The 17,472-nt window shown below is 71.4% G+C and carries 18 protein-coding genes; 10 read left to right on the top strand and 8 right to left on the bottom strand.

What is annotated here, in order from left to right; translation table 11 throughout:
• Positions 1-13 precede the first annotated feature (13 nt).
• Together pgm and DEJ05_RS16700 are read left to right on the top strand one after the other, a co-directional pair.
• Positions 14-1,633: a phosphoglucomutase (alpha-D-glucose-1,6-bisphosphate-dependent) gene (gene pgm, locus DEJ05_RS16705; protein ID WP_071406014.1), complete on the top strand. Its 1,620-nt coding sequence runs from the start codon at positions 14-16 to the stop codon at positions 1,631-1,633.
• A 222-nt stretch (positions 1,634-1,855) separates the two neighbouring features.
• On the top strand, positions 1,856-4,297 hold the full coding sequence (locus tag DEJ05_RS16700) for an MDR family MFS transporter (protein WP_111111149.1): 2,442 nt from the start codon (positions 1,856-1,858) through the stop codon (positions 4,295-4,297).
• Between the two features lie 193 nt (positions 4,298-4,490).
• On the opposite strand, the gene DEJ05_RS16695 is transcribed toward DEJ05_RS16700, so the two are convergent.
• Positions 4,491-5,387, bottom strand: a complete 897-nt coding sequence (locus tag DEJ05_RS16695; protein ID WP_111111159.1) for a site-specific DNA-methyltransferase — start codon at positions 5,385-5,387, stop codon at positions 4,491-4,493.
• 119 nt (positions 5,388-5,506) lie between these two features.
• Between DEJ05_RS16695 and DEJ05_RS16690 the strand changes: the two genes are divergently transcribed.
• A complete protein-coding gene (locus tag DEJ05_RS16690) occupies positions 5,507-5,797 on the top strand; it encodes a GNAT family N-acetyltransferase (RefSeq protein WP_111111147.1) in 291 nt (96 codons plus the stop codon).
• A 37-nt stretch (positions 5,798-5,834) separates the two neighbouring features.
• Here DEJ05_RS16690 and DEJ05_RS16685 read toward each other — a convergent pair whose 3' ends face one another.
• The 3 genes from DEJ05_RS16685 to DEJ05_RS16675 form a co-directional block, all read right to left on the bottom strand.
• A complete protein-coding gene (locus DEJ05_RS16685; RefSeq protein ID WP_110864355.1) occupies positions 5,835-6,164 on the bottom strand; it encodes a hypothetical protein in 330 nt (109 codons plus the stop codon).
• A gap of 166 nt (positions 6,165-6,330) precedes the next feature.
• On the bottom strand, positions 6,331-7,380 hold the full coding sequence (locus DEJ05_RS16680) for a biotin/lipoate A/B protein ligase family protein (protein ID WP_111024937.1): 1,050 nt from the start codon (positions 7,378-7,380) through the stop codon (positions 6,331-6,333).
• A gap of 131 nt (positions 7,381-7,511) precedes the next feature.
• Entirely contained in the window at positions 7,512-8,381 is an 870-nt protein-coding gene (locus DEJ05_RS16675; protein WP_111111145.1) for an alpha/beta hydrolase, read from the bottom strand.
• Positions 8,382-8,486: 105 nt separating this feature from the next.
• Here DEJ05_RS16675 and DEJ05_RS16670 point away from each other — a divergent pair, with 105 nt between their 5' ends.
• The 3 genes from DEJ05_RS16670 (at position 8,487) to DEJ05_RS16660 (ending at position 11,007) form a co-directional block, all read left to right on the top strand.
• A complete protein-coding gene (locus DEJ05_RS16670) occupies positions 8,487-9,644 on the top strand; it encodes an inorganic phosphate transporter (protein ID WP_111046699.1) in 1,158 nt (385 codons plus the stop codon).
• Positions 9,645-9,655: 11 nt separating this feature from the next.
• Positions 9,656-9,925, top strand: a complete 270-nt coding sequence (locus DEJ05_RS16665; RefSeq protein ID WP_111111143.1) for a hypothetical protein — start codon at positions 9,656-9,658, stop codon at positions 9,923-9,925.
• Positions 9,926-10,062: 137 nt separating this feature from the next.
• On the top strand, positions 10,063-11,007 hold the full coding sequence (locus tag DEJ05_RS16660; RefSeq protein ID WP_111111141.1) for an acetamidase/formamidase family protein: 945 nt from the start codon (positions 10,063-10,065) through the stop codon (positions 11,005-11,007).
• A 180-nt stretch (positions 11,008-11,187) separates the two neighbouring features.
• On the opposite strand, the gene DEJ05_RS16655 is transcribed toward DEJ05_RS16660, so the two are convergent.
• Positions 11,188-11,940 carry an SDR family NAD(P)-dependent oxidoreductase gene (locus DEJ05_RS16655; RefSeq protein ID WP_071406021.1) on the bottom strand — a complete coding sequence of 251 codons (753 nt, stop codon included), beginning with the start codon at positions 11,938-11,940 and terminating at the stop codon, positions 11,188-11,190.
• A gap of 95 nt (positions 11,941-12,035) precedes the next feature.
• Between DEJ05_RS16655 and DEJ05_RS16650 the strand changes: the two genes are divergently transcribed.
• Both DEJ05_RS16650 and DEJ05_RS16645 read left to right on the top strand, forming a co-directional pair.
• A complete protein-coding gene (locus DEJ05_RS16650; protein ID WP_110864348.1) occupies positions 12,036-12,446 on the top strand; it encodes a MarR family winged helix-turn-helix transcriptional regulator in 411 nt (136 codons plus the stop codon).
• Positions 12,443-13,780, top strand: a complete 1,338-nt coding sequence (locus DEJ05_RS16645; RefSeq protein WP_372439462.1) for an MFS transporter — start codon at positions 12,443-12,445, stop codon at positions 13,778-13,780. The genes DEJ05_RS16650 and DEJ05_RS16645 overlap by 4 nt, the downstream gene beginning before the upstream one ends.
• Positions 13,781-13,976: 196 nt before the next feature.
• Here the strand turns inward: DEJ05_RS16645 and DEJ05_RS16640 are convergent, their stop codons facing one another.
• On the bottom strand, positions 13,977-14,870 hold the full coding sequence (locus DEJ05_RS16640; protein WP_111030836.1) for an alpha-E domain-containing protein: 894 nt from the start codon (positions 14,868-14,870) through the stop codon (positions 13,977-13,979).
• Between the two features lie 131 nt (positions 14,871-15,001).
• Between DEJ05_RS16640 and DEJ05_RS16635 the strand changes: the two genes are divergently transcribed.
• Together DEJ05_RS16635 and DEJ05_RS16630 are read left to right on the top strand one after the other, a co-directional pair.
• Entirely contained in the window at positions 15,002-15,520 is a 519-nt protein-coding gene (locus tag DEJ05_RS16635) for a MarR family winged helix-turn-helix transcriptional regulator (RefSeq protein WP_111030838.1), read from the top strand.
• A gap of 10 nt (positions 15,521-15,530) precedes the next feature.
• Positions 15,531-15,734 (top strand): hypothetical protein, encoded by a 204-nt coding sequence (locus DEJ05_RS16630; protein ID WP_027465064.1) that lies wholly within the window; start codon positions 15,531-15,533, stop codon positions 15,732-15,734.
• A gap of 44 nt (positions 15,735-15,778) precedes the next feature.
• Here the strand turns inward: DEJ05_RS16630 and DEJ05_RS16625 are convergent, their stop codons facing one another.
• Positions 15,779-16,615 carry an NAD(P)-dependent oxidoreductase gene (locus DEJ05_RS16625; protein WP_258370631.1) on the bottom strand — a complete coding sequence of 279 codons (837 nt, stop codon included), beginning with the start codon at positions 16,613-16,615 and terminating at the stop codon, positions 15,779-15,781.
• A gap of 73 nt (positions 16,616-16,688) precedes the next feature.
• Positions 16,689-17,303, bottom strand: coding sequence for a M23 family metallopeptidase (locus DEJ05_RS16620; protein WP_111111139.1), 615 nt, complete (start codon positions 17,301-17,303; stop codon positions 16,689-16,691).
• Between the last annotated feature and the right edge of the window lie 169 nt (positions 17,304-17,472).

Here is a 17,472-nt window from a genome sequence, read left to right as displayed (position 1 = left end):
CCAGGATGGACGCATGAACGACCGCGCCGGCACCCCAGCGACCGCAGACGACCTCGTCGACCTCGACGAGCTCCTCGCCGCCTACCACGACCGAGTGCCCGACGTCTCGGTCCCCGAGCAGAAGGTCGTGTTCGGCACGTCCGGACACCGCGGGTCGTCGCTCGACACCGCCTTCAACGACACCCACATCGCCGCCATCACGCAGGCGATCGTGGAGTACCGCCGCGACCAGGGCACCGACGGGCCGCTCTTCATCGGCCGCGACACCCACGCGCTCTCGGCCCCCGCCGAGCAGACCGCGCTGCAGGTCCTCGCCGCCAACGGCGTCCGCGTGCTCGCCGACAGCGAGGACGGTTTCGTGCCGACGCCCGCGCTCAGCCACGCGATCATCCGTTACAACCGCGCCGGCAACCCGGACACGGCCGACGGCATCGTCATCACGCCGAGCCACAACCCGCCCCGCGACGGCGGCTTCAAGTACAACCCGCCGCACGGTGGTCCCGCCGACAGCGACGCCACGAGCTGGATCGCGAACCGGGCGAACGCGATCATCGAGGGTGGCAACGCCGAGGTGCAGCGCACCGAGGACGCCGAACCCGAGCGCTACGACTTCCTGAACACGTACGTCGCCGACCTCGAGAACATCATCGACATCGCCGCGATCAAGCGTGCCGGCGTGAAGATCGGCGCCGACCCGCTCGGTGGCGCCTCGCTGCCGTACTGGAACGCCATCCGCGACCACTACGGCCTCGACCTGACCGTCGTGAACCCCGAGGTCGACCCCACGTGGGCCTTCATGACGCTCGACTGGGACGGCAAGATCCGGATGGACCCGTCGAGCCCCTCGGCGATGGCCTCGGTACTCGCCCGCAAGGACGACTTCGACGTGCTCACCGGCAACGACGCCGACTCCGACCGGCACGGCATCGTCACGCCCGACGGCGGGCTGATGAACCCGAACCACTACCTCGCGGTCGCGATCGAGTACCTCTACGCGCACCGGCCCGAGTGGCGCGACGACGCCGCGATCGGCAAGACGCTGGTGTCGTCGAGCATCATCGACCGCGTCGCCGAGTCCCTGGGCCGTCGCCTGTGGGAGGTCCCGGTCGGCTTCAAGTGGTTCGTCCCCGGCCTGATCGACGGTTCCGTGGCCTTCGGCGGCGAAGAGTCCGCGGGTGCGTCGTTCCTGCGCACCGACGGCACCGCGTGGACCACAGACAAGGACGGCATCATCCTGGCGCTCCTGGCGTCCGAGATCGTCGCCGTCACCGGCAAGACCCCCTCGCAGCTCTACGCCGAGCTGACCGAACGCTTCGGCGCGCCGGTCTACCAGCGCGTCGACGCTGCGGCCTCGAAGGAGCAGAAGGCCCGCCTCGGCAAGCTCGACGGCGACGCCATCACCGCGGACACCCTGGCCGGTGACCCGATCACCGCGAAGCTGTCGAAGGCCCCGGGCAACGACGCAGCCGTCGGCGGCGTGAAGGTCGTCACCGACAAGGCGTGGTTCGCCGCGCGGCCGTCGGGCACCGAGGACGTCTACAAGATCTACGCGGAGAGCTTCGTCGGGCAGGAGCACCTCGAGCAGGTGCAGCGCGAGGCCAAGGAGATCGTCGACGCAGCACTGGGCGCGTAGCGCCCCCTCGGACGGGCTGCGGGTCTCGGACAACCGCAGCCCGTCCGCCGGAGCCGAGCCGGGCCTCCAGGCCGTGTGCCGCCGGGGCGTACCGGGCGTACCGTGACTGCCGATCCACTCAGGAAGCCGTCTCGGTGCGACCGAGCACTTGCGGCAGTTGTAACTTTGCAGGCAGCGCAAAAATCGTTCTGCCAGCGCATCGGTACCCGGGAGACCCTGCTCATGACCCAGACGGCGACCGCACCCGCGGCCCCCACCACGGCGTCCAACGTCGTGATGAACCACCGACAGATCCTGTTGGTGATCTACGGCCTGATGGCCGGCATGTTCCTCGGTGCCCTCGACCAGACGATCGTCGGCACCGCGATCCGCACCATCGGTGACGACCTGCACGGGCTCGACCAGCAGGCCTGGGTCACCACCGGGTACCTCATCGCGTCGACGGTGACGACCCCGATCTACGGCAAGCTCTCCGACATCTTCGGTCGCCGGCCGCTCTTCATCACCGCGATCGGCATCTTCATCGTCGGTTCGTTCGCGGCGTCGTTCTCCACCTCGATGCTCATGCTCGCCGGGTTCCGCGCGCTGCAGGGCCTGGGTGCCGGTGGTCTGATGTCCCTGCCGCTGGCGATCATGGGCGACATGCTCGCCCCACGCGAGCGGGCGAAGTACCAGGGCTACTTCCTGGCGGTGTTCGGCATCTCGTCCGTCATCGGGCCGCTCGTCGGTGGCGTCTTCGCCGGCGCGGACCAGCTGCTGTTCATCGCCGGCTGGCGCTGGGTGTTCCTGATCAACGTGCCGATCGGCATCATCGCCCTGTTCATGGTGCTGACGTTCCTGCACCTGCCGAAGTTCGGCGACCGCGGCAAGCCCCGGATCGACTGGTGGGGCGCGACGCTCGTCATCGTCACGCTCGTGCCGCTGCTGCTCATCGCCGAGCAGGGCCGCGAGTGGGGCTGGGACTCCCCCGCCGCCTTCGCCTGCTACGCCATCGGTGCCCTCGGCCTGATCGCGTTCATCATCGTCGAGCGGGCCATGGGCGATGACGCGATCCTGCCGATGAAGCTCTTCGGATCGCGGGTGTTCTCGATGTCCGCGATCCTGTCCGTGCTCGTCGGCTTCGGCATGTTCGGCGCGATGCTGACGATCCCGCTGTACCTGCAGATCGTCAAGGGCGTGACCCCGACCGAGTCCGGCTTCGCCATGCTGCCGATGGTGCTCGGCCTGATGATCTCGTCGATCGCCTCCGGCCAGATCATCTCGAAGACCGGCAACTACCAGGTCTTCCCGATCACCGGAACGGCGTTCACGGCGATCGGCTTCACGGTCCTGACGTTCCTGACCGCCGACCGGCCCCTGTGGTTCCTGATGCTCGGCATGTTCGGCATCGGGCTCGGACTCGGGCAGCTCATGCAGACGCTGACCCTGGCCGCGCAGAACTCGGTCTCGCCGCGGGACATCGGTGTCGCCACGAGCGCCGCGACGTTCTTCCGCCAGATCGGCGGCACCATGGGTACCGCCGTCCTGCTCTCCGTGCTGTTCACCCTGATGCCGACGAACATCAGCGCCGCGATGCAGAACGAGTCCGACCTGAAGAGCGCGCTCAACGCCGCGATGACACCCTCGGTCGCGAACGCCTCGAAGAACCAGGGCGTGATGGACGAGATCTGGACGAAGATCGTCGACCCGGTGCAGAAGAACGTGCAGGACGGTCTCGACCAGGGCACCGCGCAGGCGAAGCAGGCCGCCGACGCCGCCGTGATGAAGCAGGTGACCGCAGCCGTGCAGCGGCAGGTCGCCGCGGGCACGGTCCCCGCCGCCGCAGCGGACACGATCATCGCCCAGCAGGTCGACGACGCAAAGCCCGCAGCCGAGCAGCAGGCGCTCGAGACGGCGGCCACGAAGGCGAACGCCTCGGTCGTCGACGGCACGCTGCAGATCGACTACTCGGACGACGCGCAGCGGGAGAACGTCGTCGACCAGGTCGCCCCGACGCTCATCAAGCAGCTGAAGAGCGGTGACTCGGCCGCGAGCTCGTCCACCGACTCGGCGACGAGCGACACGTCGTTCCTGAACGGCGCGGACCCCCGGCTCAGCCGTCCGTTCCTGGTCGGGTTCAGCGACTCGGCCGTCCGCGTCTACTACGTCGGCCTCGCGGTGATCCTGCTCGCGTTCGTGCTGACGTGGTTCTTCCGGGTGCCGCCGCTCCGCAAGACCTCGGCGCTGCAGGAGCAGGCGGACGCTGCACGCACCGCTGCCGGTGCGGGGTCGGACGGGAGCGCCGCTGCAGCCGCTGCCGCCGCCGCACCGGGTGCAGATCCGGTGCCGACGCGGTCCTCCTCTGCCGACGTGCCGACCTCGCCGGACGTGCAGCCTCGGTCCGCCCGGGCCGCGGGAGCGTCGGACGTCTCGGTGCTGCCGAACGGGGTCGACGACACCCGTGCGCCGCTGCCGAACGCCACGACGCACGGTGCGCACTCGGCGGCTGCGCCGGTCGACGAGCCCCCGACGACGACCGGTGCCATCCGGACCCGGGCTGCCCACGCTGCCCCGGTCGTGGAGCCGGACGCCCCCGGGGCCGGAGCCGACGCGGCGGAGGCGAGCCGGGCCTCCCGGCCGGACGCTGACGACGCGCACGGGCACGGGCGGCACTCGGCGGAGTAGTCGGTGCGGGCGCTGGCTCGGTGTGTGTGCATGTTCCGACGATCCACGCGTCGAACGACTCGTGGATTGTCGCTCGGTGCACCCGCATCGTGTGCGTGTGCATCTTCCGACAGAACGCGCGTCGAACGACTCGTGGATTGTCGCTCGGTGCACCCGTATGCACCATGCGCGCCGGTCGCAGACCCCGCCAGCCTCAGACCGCCGGCGCCGCGTCCCCCGCCGCTGCCGACCCCGCCCCGGCCTCGGCCACCTCGAACGACGCACCCGGCAACCGCTTCCGCATCACGTCGATCGCCGCCGGGTTGTCGTCCACCAGTACGTACCGCCGCCCCAGTGCCTGTGCCACGGCGCCCGTGGTCCCGCTGCCCGCGAAGAAGTCGAGCACCCAGTCCCCCTCGCGTGAGGACGCCTGCACGATCCGCCGCAGCACCCCCTCGGGCTTCTGCGTGGGGTAGCCGGTCTTCTCGCGGCCGGTCGGCGACACGATCGTGTGCCACCAGACGTCGGTGGGCAGCTTGCCGCGCTCGCGCTTCTCGGGCGTGACGAGCCCCGGCGCCATGTACGGCTCGCGGTCGACGGCCTCGGAGTCGAACCAGTACCGAGACGGGTCCTTCACGTAGACCAGGATCGTGTCGTGCTTCGTGGGCCAGCGCGTCTTGGACTTGGCGCCGAAGTCGTAGGCCCACACGATCTCGTTCAGGAACGACTCGCGGCCGAACAGCGCGTCGAGCAGCACCTTGGCGTAGTGCGACTCGCGGTAGTCGAGGTGCAGGTACAGCGTGCCGTCGGCGGCGAGCAGCCGCCAGGCCTCGATGAGTCGGGGTTCGAGGAACGACCAGTAGTCCTCGAACCGGTCGTCGAAGCGCATCAGGTCGCCGCGCACCCGCTCGTAGGTCCGGCCGTGGAACCCCATCACGGGACCGTCGGCCTTCGGGACGGCGGAGGTCGCGTGCCGCCGTTGGTACCGGCCGGTGTTGAACGGCGGGTCGAGGTACACCAGCGTGAAGGAGCCGTCCGGGTAGGCGGGGACCACGTCGAGGGCGTCGCCGAGGACGACGCGGTCCGGGCCTCGGTCGTCTCCCCTGCGCACGGACCCATTGTCGCGCACCGAGCGAGCACGCTCGACGCGCACCGCACCGCACCGTGCAGCGCACAGAGCCAGCGTGCAGCACAGAGCGCACGCCCAGGCCCCGGCGTACGGTCGAGTGCATGGCAGCAGCACCCGAGGTCCGCAACGACACCGACAAGCAGCAGTACTCCCTGATCGAGGACGACGAGGTCATCGGCCTCGCCGCGTACGAGATCGACGGCGACGAGATCCGCTTCGTGCACACCGAGGTCGATCCCGAGCACCGCGGTGGTGGGCACGCGTCGATCCTGGTGCAGCACGCCCTCGACGACGTGCGTGCGAGTTCGTCACGCCGGGTCGTCGCGCAGTGCAGCTACGTGCACGCGTGGATCGAGCGGCACCCGGACTACCAGGAGCTCACGACGCGCTGAAGCGAGCGACGCACACACGAGCGCGGCGCCCGTCAGCTCAGTACGACCGGTCGTGCGTCCCCGCGCGGGCCTCGTGCCGCCCGGCGCTCCGCACCGCCGGCACCCGGATGAGCACGCTGCCGCTGAGCAGATCGTGGTCGTGGTCCGCCGGAGACGGGGCCTGTTTCGGCAGGCGCGCCTGCCGTTCGTACTCGGCTTGCGTCTCGTGCCGGGTCGGTGCGAACACCTCGTCCAGCATCCCGCCCATGCCTCCGGATCCGCCGCTGCGCTGGGACTTGTTCGACAGGTCGATCCACCCCATGCGATCGGCGATCCACACCACGACGGCCACGGCGGCCACCGCCCCCAGGAAGATCAACCAGTTCACGGCAGCGACGCTACGTGGGCTGCGCGGCGAGCGGATCAGCCGCGCGGGGGATTCTCATCATCCACACGTCTGGTTCATGAGGTCGAGGCGCACACTCGAAGCAGCGGCGGCCGGGACGTCCCCCCTCAGCTCCGGCCGTCGCGCCAACCGTCGATCAGAACGGGGCTCACGGCACCCGCTCGAGCCACTCCTTCGTCGCGAACTTCGTCCGCACCAGCTCCTGCGCCCGCTCGCGCTCGGCCTCGGTCACGTGCCCCTCGGTCGCCCCGTACAGGCGGGTGAAGGTGCCGATCAGCCGCTCGATGATCTCGGCGCGGGACAGCCCGGTCTGCGAGCGGAGCGGGTCGACTCGCTTCGCGGCGCTGGTGGTGCCCTTGTCGCTCATCTTCTCGCGCCCGATGCGCAGCACCTGGACCATCTTCTCGCCGTCCATGTCGTAGCTCATGGTGGCGTGGTGCAGCAGCGACCCGGTGCCGAGGCGCTTCTGGGCGGCCCCGCCGATCTTGCCCTTGGTCGAGGTGATGTCGTTGAGGGGCTGGTAGTAGGCCTCGATGCCGAGCGACTTGAGCGCCTCGATCACCCATTCGTCGAGGAACGCGTACGAGTCGGCGAACGTCATGCCCTGCACCAGGTCGGACGGCACGTAGAGCGAGTAGGAGATGACGGCGCCGGCGTCCATGAACATCGCACCGCCGCCGGAGATGCGTCGGACAACCTGCACGCCGTACTTCTCGGCGCCGGCGGGATCGACCTCGTTCTTGAGCGACTGGAACGAGCCGATCACGACGGCCGGCTGGTCCCACTCCCAGATGCGCAGCGTGGGCCCACGACGGCCGGCACCGACCTCTTCGGTCAGCACCTGGTCGAGCGCGAGGTGCTCGTTCGGGCTGATCGGCCCCTCGTGCACGATCTGCCAGTCGTGGTCGCGCCACGTCGAGGCCCGCGACAGCGCGCGGCGCACCGCGACGCCGACGGACTCGGGCGTGAAGCCGAGCAGCACCGCATCGGTCGGCAGGGCCGCCCGCACGGCCGCGGCGATGCCCGCGGCGTCGGTGGTGACGGGGAGCCCGTTCACGGCCGCGTCGATGAGCGGCAGCGCGTCGTCGGGTTCCAGGAAGAAGTCACCCGCCAGGCGGAACTGCTGGATCGTGCCGTCGACGACCTCGAGGTCGACGACGACCAGCTTGCCTCCGGGGACCTTGTACTCACCGTGCATGCCGCAACCCTATTCCGGACGGCCGACGGCCCGGCAGTGAGCCGGCCCGGTGACGGCCTGGAGGTGCGTGGCGGCGCCGCCACGGGCCTCCAGTCCGTCGCCGGTCGCGTCGCAGGACGCGGCGAGCGCCGTCAGCGCGCGGTCACCCGGTCGAGCCACGCGACCAGGTCGCCGATGACCTCGGCGCGGTTCGTCTCGTTGTAGACCTCGTGCCGCGCGCCCTCGTACACCTGCACGGTCACGTCGGACAGCCGGCCGCGTCGGCGGTAGGCCTGCGCCAGACGCTCGATCGAGCGCGGACCCCCGAGGGTGTCGTCGGAGCCGACCTGCAGCAGCATCGGGAGGTCGTGCGGGATCCCCCGCCGCGGTACACCGAGCAGCCGGAGGGTGTCGGCGAGCCCGAACAGCCCGATGACGTCGGCCTCGACCGCCAGGGGGTCGACCACCATCGCGTCGATGATCGTCCGGTCGCGGGTGAGCCACTCGTACTTGGTGGGCCCCGACCCCGCGTGCCGGGCGTTGAGGTCGCCGCTGTTCATCCAGCCGGGCAGCCGGTAGGCGCTCGCGGACAGGACGACGCCGTCGTAGCGGTCCGACGAGGTGTTCACGATCCGCTGCGCCATGAGCGACCCCCACGAGTGCCCGAGCAGCACGAGCGGCAGCCCGGGTTCGTCGGCCCGCGCGACCGCGCTCATCTGCTCCACCGCGGCGATCGCCGCGCGCAGGCCGCCGGGACCGAGCCGACCGAGCTTGGCGTGGTCGCCGTCCCACTGGGTCAGGCCGGTGCGTCCGTGCCCGCGGTGGTCGTTGGCGTGCACGGTGTAGCCGGCGCGCACCAGGTCCTGCGCGAGCGGTTCGTACCGGAGCCCGTGCTCCCCGACCCCGTGCGCGATCTGCACGACACCCTTCGGCCGCGCCGCACGCCAGGTCGAGTAGACGATCTCGACGCCGTGGGCGTCGGTGAACGAGGCGTCGCCGCGAGCGGCGGAGAAAGTCGGCACACCCGCATCCTTCCAGACACTGCCATCCTCGCAGACGCGCTCCATCACGGACCTGTTCACCCGGCGTTCACGCAGGGGGTTCCGGGCGGGCCTACCGTCCTGCGCATGGACGTCATCGTCATCGTCACGCTGGTGATCGTCGTGGCCCTCGTGTTCGACTTCACGAACGGCTTCCACGACACCGCGAACGCCATGGCCACGTCGGTCGCCACGGGAGCGCTCAAGCCCCGGACCGCCGTGCTCATCTCCGCCGTGCTCAACGTGGTCGGCGCGTTCCTGTCCACCGAGGTCGCCAAGACCGTCTCGCAGGGCATCATCCGCGAGGGGCAGGACGGCATCCACATCTCGCCCACGATGATCTTCGCGGGGCTCGTCGGCGCGGTGCTCTGGAACCTGGCGACCTGGTACCTCGGGCTGCCGTCCTCGTCCACCCATGCGCTGTTCGGCGGGCTCATCGGCGCCTCGATCATCGGCGCGGGGCTGAACTCGATCAGCTGGGCGACGGTGGTGTCGAAGGTCGTGCTGCCGGCGCTGCTCTCCCCGGTCATCGCCGGGGTGATCGCCCTGGTCGCGACGTACCTGGCGTACGTGCTCACGAAGAACGCGACGACGCACGGTGCCGCGACCGGGTTCCGACACGGGCAGACGATCTCGGCGTCGCTGGTGTCGCTCGCGCACGGCACGAACGACGCGCAGAAGACGATGGGCGTCATCACGCTGACCCTCATCGCCGCGAACTACCAGGCCGCCGGCACCGGTCCCGCGCTCTGGGTGATCCTGGCCTGCGGGCTCGCGATCGGCCTCGGCACGTACATGGGCGGCTGGCGGATCATGCAGACCGTCGGCAAGAAGATCTCCGACGTGCAGTCGCCGCAGGGCTTCGCCGCCGAGACGAGCTCCGCCGCGACGATCCTCATCTCGTCGCACCTGGGCTTCGCGCTCTCGACGACCCACGTGACGAGCGGCGCGGTCGTCGGCTCGGGCCTCGGCAAGAAGCTCGCCGACGTGCACTGGTCGGTCGTCGGCCGCATCGTCATCGCATGGGTCATCACGTTGCCGGCCGCTGCGGTGGTCGGGGCGCTCGCGACCTGGCTCGCGTCGACCTCGGCCTTCGGGCTGGTGCTCGTCGCGGTCCTCGCCCTGGCCGGCGGGCTCACCTTCTACGTGCTGGCGAAGCGCAAGCCGATCTCGCACGAGGACATCACGACCGAGTCCGGGCCGGCCGAGCAGGCCGAGCCGCAGCCGACCGGCGCAGCGAACTGAGGGGAACGACGATGGACATCGACTTCACCGCGATCGGCACGGTCGCCGGCGTCGGCTTCGTGGCCGCCGTGGGTCTGGTGCTCGTGTACACGCTCGGCCTGCGGCTGCTCGGCACGGGGCAGCCGGACGACGCGGGCGGCGAGCGCACGCAGTACTCCGACGAGACCCCGCGCTCCGGGCACACCCCGCCGGCGGCACTGGCGGGAGCCGTGGCGTGCTTCGCGCTGTGCATCGCCGCGGTTCTGGCGGGCATCTGGCTCACGATCCCCCAGTTCCACTGAGGACGTTCCTTCCCAGAACACCCGCGATGGCTGGTGGAACCGGGCGTACCTGGACAGAACTTCCGACCAGGTACGCCCGATCCGACCAGGTACGCCCGGAACCGCCCCGCACCCCACCCGCCTGGGATGATCGACGGGTGACCACCCACCACCACCTCGACGCCACGGTCGACTCCGCCGTCGACGTCTTCACCGCCGAACGCCAGCCGGTCCTGACCGTGGAACCGGGCGACACGGTGACCGTCCGCACCCTGAGCGCCGCGGGCTACACGGAACGCCAGCCGGGCCCGGGCGTCGACGCCCCGACCCTGATCGACCCGCGCCGGGGCCACTGCCTGGTCGGGCCGATCGCCGTCGCGGGAGCACGTCCGGGGATGGTCCTGGCGGTGCACTTCGACGACCTCGTGCCCGACGACTGGGGCTACACGGCCTCGGGCGGGGTCGACTCCCCGGTGAACCGCGCACTCGGCCTGACCGATCCGGCATCGCGCGGCCCGCTCCTCTGGGACGTCGACGTGTCCGCCGGAGTCGCCGTGAACCAGCTCGGCCTCGGGGTGCGGACGGCACCGTTCCTCGGCGTCGTCGGCGTCCCACCCGAGCCCACCGGGGAGCACTCCACGATCCCACCCCGCACGGTCGGCGGCGGCAACGTCGACTGCCGCGAGCTCGTCGCCGGCTCCACCCTGTACCTGCCGGTGACAGTGCCGGACGCCCTGCTCCACGTCGGCGACGGGCACGCGGCCCAGGGCGACGGCGAGGTCTCCGGCACGGCGGTCGAGTGTGGCATGGCCACGACGATGACCCTGACGCTCCTCGATGCGGCTCCGGTCGAGGGTGTGCACGCCGACACCCCCGCCGGACGCATCACCTTCGGCTTCGACGCCGATCTCAACGTGGCGACGGCCACGGCGCTCGACCGGATGGTCGACTGGATCGCCGGGCTGCACGGGATCGGCCGCGCCGAGGCCCTCGCGATGGCGAGCGTGGTGGTGAGCATGCGCATCACGCAGGTCGCGAACCGCACGTGGGGCGTGCACGCCCTGCTCCCGCACGACGCGATCCTGACGGACGCGCGGCGCTGAAGGCCGGGAGGCCCGCCCAGCGCGAGCCGACCGGCGAACGCTGGGCGGGCCTCCCGTCCGACGTTCCTTCCCATCGCACCCGCGCTGGAAAGCGGAAACGGGCGTACCTGGTCGGAAGAACCGACCAGGTACGCCCGTTTCGACCAGGTACGCCCGGAACGACCAGGTGCACCGGACCCGTCAGTGCGCGGAGTAGCCGCCGTCCACCAGGTGGTAGCTGCCAGTGATGAACGAGGCCTTGTCGCTCAGCAGGAACAGCACGAGCGCGGCGACCTCGGCGTCGGTGCCGAGCCGCTTCGAGGCGTGCTCGTCCTCGAGCGCCGCGATGGCCTCGGGCGAGAGCGACTTCCGGAGCAGCGGGGTGTCGATGAACCCGGGGCCCACGGCGTTCGTGCGGACGCCCTGCGACGAGTACTCGAGCGCGGCGACCTTGGTCAGTCCGGCGAGCGCGTGCTTCGAGGCGACGTAGGCCGCGTTCTGCGCCATGCCGACCGTGCCGAGCACCGACGCCATGTTCACGATCGCACCACCACCGGCGGCCACCATCGCGGGGATCTCGTAGCGCAGCCCGTAGAAGACGCCGTCCAGGTCGACTGCACGGACGCGGTCCCAGGCGGCGATGTCGTACTCGCCGATCGGCTGCGGTGCTGCGCCGATGCCGGCGTTGTTCACGGCCAGGTGCAGCGCGCCGAACGTGTCGACCGCGAACTGCACCATGCGCTCGTTGTCCGCGGCGACCGCGGAGTTGGCCTCGAACGCGCGGGCGGTGCCACCGGCCTCCACGATCGACGCGGCGACGCGCTCGGCGCCCGCCAGGTTGATGTCGGCGACGACCACCGTGGCGCCCGCCGCGGCGAGCTCCTTCGCGACCGACTCACCGATGCCGCTGCCACCACCGGTGACGACGGCGACCTTGCCCTCGAACTCGGACATGTTCTCCTTCTCTCTCGGCAACACGTGTTGTCTACAACCACGGTACACCCGAATTGAAGTTCGTTCGCTGAACTAATGAGATAGGCTAACGACCGATGACCGACGCCACCGACCTCCGCATCGCGGTGAACCGGCTGTCCCGCACCCTCCGTGCCCAGAAGGCCGACTCGAGCGTCACGGACGCGCAGTTCTCCGCCCTCGCCCGACTGCACCGCGACGGCGCCATGACCCTGGCCGACCTGAGCCGACAGGACGGCGTCACCCCGCCCTCGATGACGAAGACCATCGCGGTGCTGGTCGAGCGGGGCCTGGTGTCCAAGTGCGGGCACGGCGACGACCGCCGCAAGGTGCTGCTCGGCGCGACGCCCGCCGGAGCCGCCTTCGTCGAGGAGACCCGACGCCGCCGCGACGGCTGGCTCTCCCCGCGGCTCGCAGCACTCACCGCCGACGAGCGGGGCACCCTCGCCGACGCCACCGAGATCATGAGGAGGCTGGCCCAGCAGTGACCGCCATGTTCCGCTCCCTCGCCGGACGCAACTACCGCATCTGGTTCGCCGGGGCCCTGGTGTCGAACGTCGGCACCTGGATGCAGCGCACCGCCCAAGACTGGATCGTGCTGACCCAGCTCTCCGACAACAACGCCGTCGCGGTCGGCATCACGATGGCCCTGCAGTTCGGCCCCCAGCTGCTGCTCCTGCCACTCACCGGGCTCGCCGCCGACCGGTTCGACCGCCGGAAGATGCTCATGCTCACCCAGGGCCTGATGGGGCTGCTCGGGCTGGGACTCGGCGTCATGGTCCTCACGCACACCGCCACCCTGCTCGCGCTGTACGGCTTCGCCCTGGCACTCGGCATCGTCGCCGCGTTCGACGCCCCGATCCGGCAGGCCTTCGTCTCCGACGTCGTGCAGGGCGAGGACGTCTCGAACGCCGTCGCCCTGAACTCCGCGTCGTTCAACGCCGCACGCCTGATCGGCCCCGCGGTCGCCGGTGTGCTCATCGCGGCGATCGGCTCCGGATGGGTGTTCGTCATCAACGCCGGGTCGTTCCTGGCCGTCCTGCTCGCACTCCGGTTCGTCGACCCCGCCCAGCTCGCCGAACGGGTCCGGGCGGGCCGCGGCAAGGGGCAGATCGTCGCCGGCTTCCGGTACGTCCGCACCCGGCCGGACATCGTCGTCGTGCTCTGCATGATCTTCGTCGTCGGCACGTTCGGCGTGAACTTCCCGATCTTCACCTCGACGATGGCGCGGGTCGAGTTCCACCAGGGCGCCGGCGAGTTCGGGCTGCTCAACTCGGTGATGGCGGTCGGCTCGGTGCTCGGTGCGCTGCTGTCCGCCCGACGGGACAAGCCGCGGATGCGCACCCTCGTGCTCGCCGCCGGCGGGTTCGGGCTCGCGTGCACCGCCGCCGCCCTCGCCCCGACGTACTGGACCTTCGCGATCGTGCTGGTGTTCGTCGGACTCGCGTCCCTGACCTTCATGACCACCGCGAACGCCCTGGTGCAGACCACGACGAAGCCCGCGATGCGCGGCCGCGTGATGGCGCTCTACATGGCGATCTTCGCGGGCGGCACCCCCATCGGCGCCCCGCTCGTCGGTGCCGTCGCCGACGCCTTCGGCCCACGCTGGGCGATCGTCGTCGGCGCGGCCTCGGGCTTCGTGGCGCTCGGGATCGCGCTCGTCTGGCTCGTCCGGTACCAGCGGGTCCGGCTGCGCTACGACGCCGACTCGCGGCTGCACCTGGCGATCACGCACGCCGTGCCGGTGGTCGGCTCGCGCGCGGCGCTCCGCCGCGAGCTGGAACGCGACGAGACGCTCGCCGACCGCTCCAGCGCCGTCTGACGGACCGGCGGGTCGCCCTGCCCGTCGGCCGACGGCCCGTGACGCACCGACCGTCGGACGGGAGGCCCGCACCGGCGCCGCCACGGGCCTCCCGTCCGGCGCCACCCGGGCCCACGGCGGCAGTCACGACGCGCGCACCGGCCCGGTCCCGCCACACCCGCGCCGACCCGGCACCGGACACGCGCGCCGGGCGGGCTCAGAGCACGGGCGCGGACGACGCGAAGACGCGCTCGTCGAGGGCCGCGGCGACGCGGTCGGCAGCCACCGCCAGCCGTTGCCCGACGTCACCCGCCACCGCGAGCGCCGACTCCTCCGGGATGCCGTCGAGCAGGACGCGGACCTCGTCGAACCCGGCGACCTCGTCCGCGACGCAGGACGGGGCGACGTCGGCCAGGCACTCGGCCGCTCGGTGCACGGTGAAGCGCAACGACCGCGGGCTGTGCGCGTCGAGGAGCAGGAAGGCGGCGGCGTCGGACGGCACCGGGGCGTGGTCACGGCCGCGCAGGAAGGCCTCGCCCGCGCCGCACGCCCGGAGCGCCGCCGTCCACGAGGTGACCGCGTCCGGCTCGAGCAGCCGCGACGCCAGCAGCCGTGCGGTGGAGGCGCAGCGGGTGAGCGAGCGCCCGAGGGTGAAGAACTCCCACACCTCGTCACGGCTGGCATCCCCCTCGACCACCCCGATGGCGAGGGCACTGCGCTCCCGCACCCAGCCGAGGAACTCGTGCGCCCGGTCGGGGGCGATCTTCCGGGGCATCCGCGACCGCGTGACGTCGAGGCAGTCCCAGAGCTCGCTCGAGACGACCTCGCGGGCGCGGCGTGCGTGGTCGCGGGCGACGGCGACCGCGGCGGCGATGGACGCGGGTTCGTGCCGGTCGAGTGCGAGGGCGTCGACGGTGGCGGCACGGTCCGGGTCGTTCGCGGGGCCGGTGGTCCCGATGACGCTGCGGAGCTCGGTGGACACGAGCCGGTCGTCGTCGAGGGTGCCCGGTTCGCGACGCGCGACGTAGACGTCGAGCAAGCGTGCGACGACGTCGGTGCGCTCCACCGCGCTCCCCACGTGGAAGACGTTCCCCGCGAGGCGGCTCAGCACGGCTGCTCCTGCATGTCCAGAACCTAACGAGCCGGCGTTGCCGGGGTGTTACAGAACCGCGTCACGGGTGTTGCAGGTGTCCCGTCTCCGCGCTCGCTAGACAATCTAACTAGAGCGTCTAGCATTGGGGCATGACGTCCGAGGTGATGACCAGCACCGCGGGGTACTGGTACGAGGACTCCGCGGTCTCCGCCGTGGACGTCCTCAACGCCCTGCGGCGGTACCGGACGGCCGAGAGCGCTGCGCAGCGCCGAGCGCGCGAGGCACTGGGGATCGGCGAGAACGCCCTGCTGGCGATCCGGTTCCTGATCGACGCCGAGCACGACGGCCGCACCGTCAACGCGAAGGACCTCGCCGAGCGGCTCGAGATCACCGCGGCGTCGACGTCGGCGCTCGTCGACCGGCTCGTCCGCAGCGGACACGTCGAACGGCACGCCGACCCGAACGACCGCCGTGGCGTGATCCTCACCGCCACCGGCACCTCGATGCGGCACGCGCTCCGGGTCATCGAGGAGCTCGACGCCCGCGCGCTCGAGGTCACCGAGCACCTGCCGAGCAACGAGATGGCCGTCGTCGTGGACTTCCTGGACGAGATGGTCCGCGTCGTGGACGAGCTCGACGCCGGGTCGGACCACCTCCGTCGCGCGTAGCCTGGACCGCATGGACCCTCGCGGCGAACACCACCCCGAGGACGACATGCCGTTCGCCGAGCTCGACTCGCGGGCTCGCGCCGACGCCGCGCTCCGACGGATCCAGGCCGGGTCAGATCCGGCTCGTGAGGCGTTCGACCTCGCCAACACCATGAACGACGAGGCCGTGGGGCGGCTCACGAAGCGCCTGCGGCGGCTGTTCCGTCGGGGCTGATCGGTCGGCGGATCCGCGCGTGTGCGCGTGCGTGTGCCCGTGCGTCAGAACGCGGTGCCGACCGCGGCGATGTCGTCGCCCCCGTGGCCGGCTGCGCTGGCATCGGCGTAGATACGCCCGAGCGCCTCGAGCAGCGTGGTGGACACCCCGGCGGTCCGGGCGGCCTCGGTGATGAGTCCGATGTCCTTCCGCAGCCCGTCGAGTGCGAACTGGGCGGGGAACTCGTGGGCGATCATCGCGGCACCCTTCGTGTGGGCGTAGGCGGAGTCACTCGCGCTGCCCTCGATGGCCTGCAGGAACAGCGCGGGGTCGAGCCCGAGCGCCGCCGCGAGGGCCAGGGACTGCCCGGTCGCCGCGGTGATCGAGGCGATCCAGGCGTTCGCGGCGAGCTTGAGCGCGGTGCCGTCGCCGACGTGGTCGCCGGCGCGGACGGTCTTCGCGCCGATCGCGTCGAGCACGGGGTCGACACGGTCGAGCAGGTCCGCCGGTCCGGCCGCGAGCATCGTGAGCTTGCCCTGTTCGGCGGGGGCCTTCGTGCCGAGCATCATCGCCTCGACGAGGGTGATGCCGTACTTCTCGGCCAGCTGCACGATCGTCGCGGTGCCGTCGACACCGATCGTCGAGGCCTGCACCCACACGGCGTCGGTCGGGGCGTCGCCGGCAGCCTGCTCGAGGACGTCGACGACCACATCGGTGTCGAACAGGGTGAGCAGGACGACCTCGGCGTGCTCGACGGCAGTGCCCGGGTCGCTCGCCACCGTCGCGCCGCGGTCACTCAGGGGCGAGGCCTTGTCAGCACTGCGGTTCCAGACCGTCACCCCGTGGCCGTCGCGGAGCAGTGATCCCGCCACGCCAGCACCCATCGCACCCGTCCCCAACACCGTCACTCGCACGTGCGTCTCCGTCCTGGCGCGACACCGTGCCGCGACCGCTCCAACGCTACGCCCGACGCCGTCAGAGGAGCCCGCGAGCCTGCAGCCAGGCGGCCGGGTCGATCGGGGTGCCGGCCACGATGACCTCGAAGTGCAGGTGGGCGCCGGTCGAGACGCCCGTGTTGCCGACGGCCCCGAGGCGCTCCCCCGCGCCGAGGACCTGGCCGGGGCGGACGTCGATCGCCGACAGGTGCCCGTACCGGGTCGCGGTGCCGTCGGCGTGCTGCAGGAGGACCTGGTTGCCGTAGCCACCGAGCACACCCGCCGAGACGACCCGACCGGGCAGCGCGGCGACGACCGGGGTCCCGATGGCTGCGGCGAAGTCGACCCCCTGGTGGTTCGAGGAGCAGGCCGCGCAGCCGACGACCCAGCGGGAGCCGAAGCCACCGGCGTCCGGGATCGCACCGGCCGTGGGGCGGGCGGCGCCACCGGTCGGGCCCGAGCCACCGGGCACCCGGAGCGCTGCGGCAGCACGGCCGACCGAGAAGTCGTCGCGGCCGGCCGTCGGCCCGGTCGAACTGTCGGCGACGAAGTGCTGCATGCCGGCCGGTGCCGACGTGGGTTCCGGAGTGGTCGGAGCGGCGACGGCGGTCTGCGGGGAGCCGACCGCGACGAACAGGCACGTGACGGCGGTCACCGCCGCGGCGGGAAGGGTCCGCCGGGCGGGGATCCGGAAGGACGCGGGGCGGCGGCGCGTGGGAGTGGCCGGCTGCGTGGAGGCAGCCGGCTGCGTGGGAGCGGCCGACCGCGTGGACCGGCTGGGCTGTGGAGGCCGGGTGCGTCGTGTGGGCTGGGTGGAAGCCGGG

Source organism: Curtobacterium sp. MCLR17_045, assembly GCF_003234405.1.
Lineage (GTDB): Bacteria > Actinomycetota > Actinomycetes > Actinomycetales > Microbacteriaceae > Curtobacterium > Curtobacterium flaccumfaciens.
The sequence above is the reverse complement of the archived record's forward strand: the minus strand, read 5'-3'. Positions and strand labels throughout refer to the sequence as shown.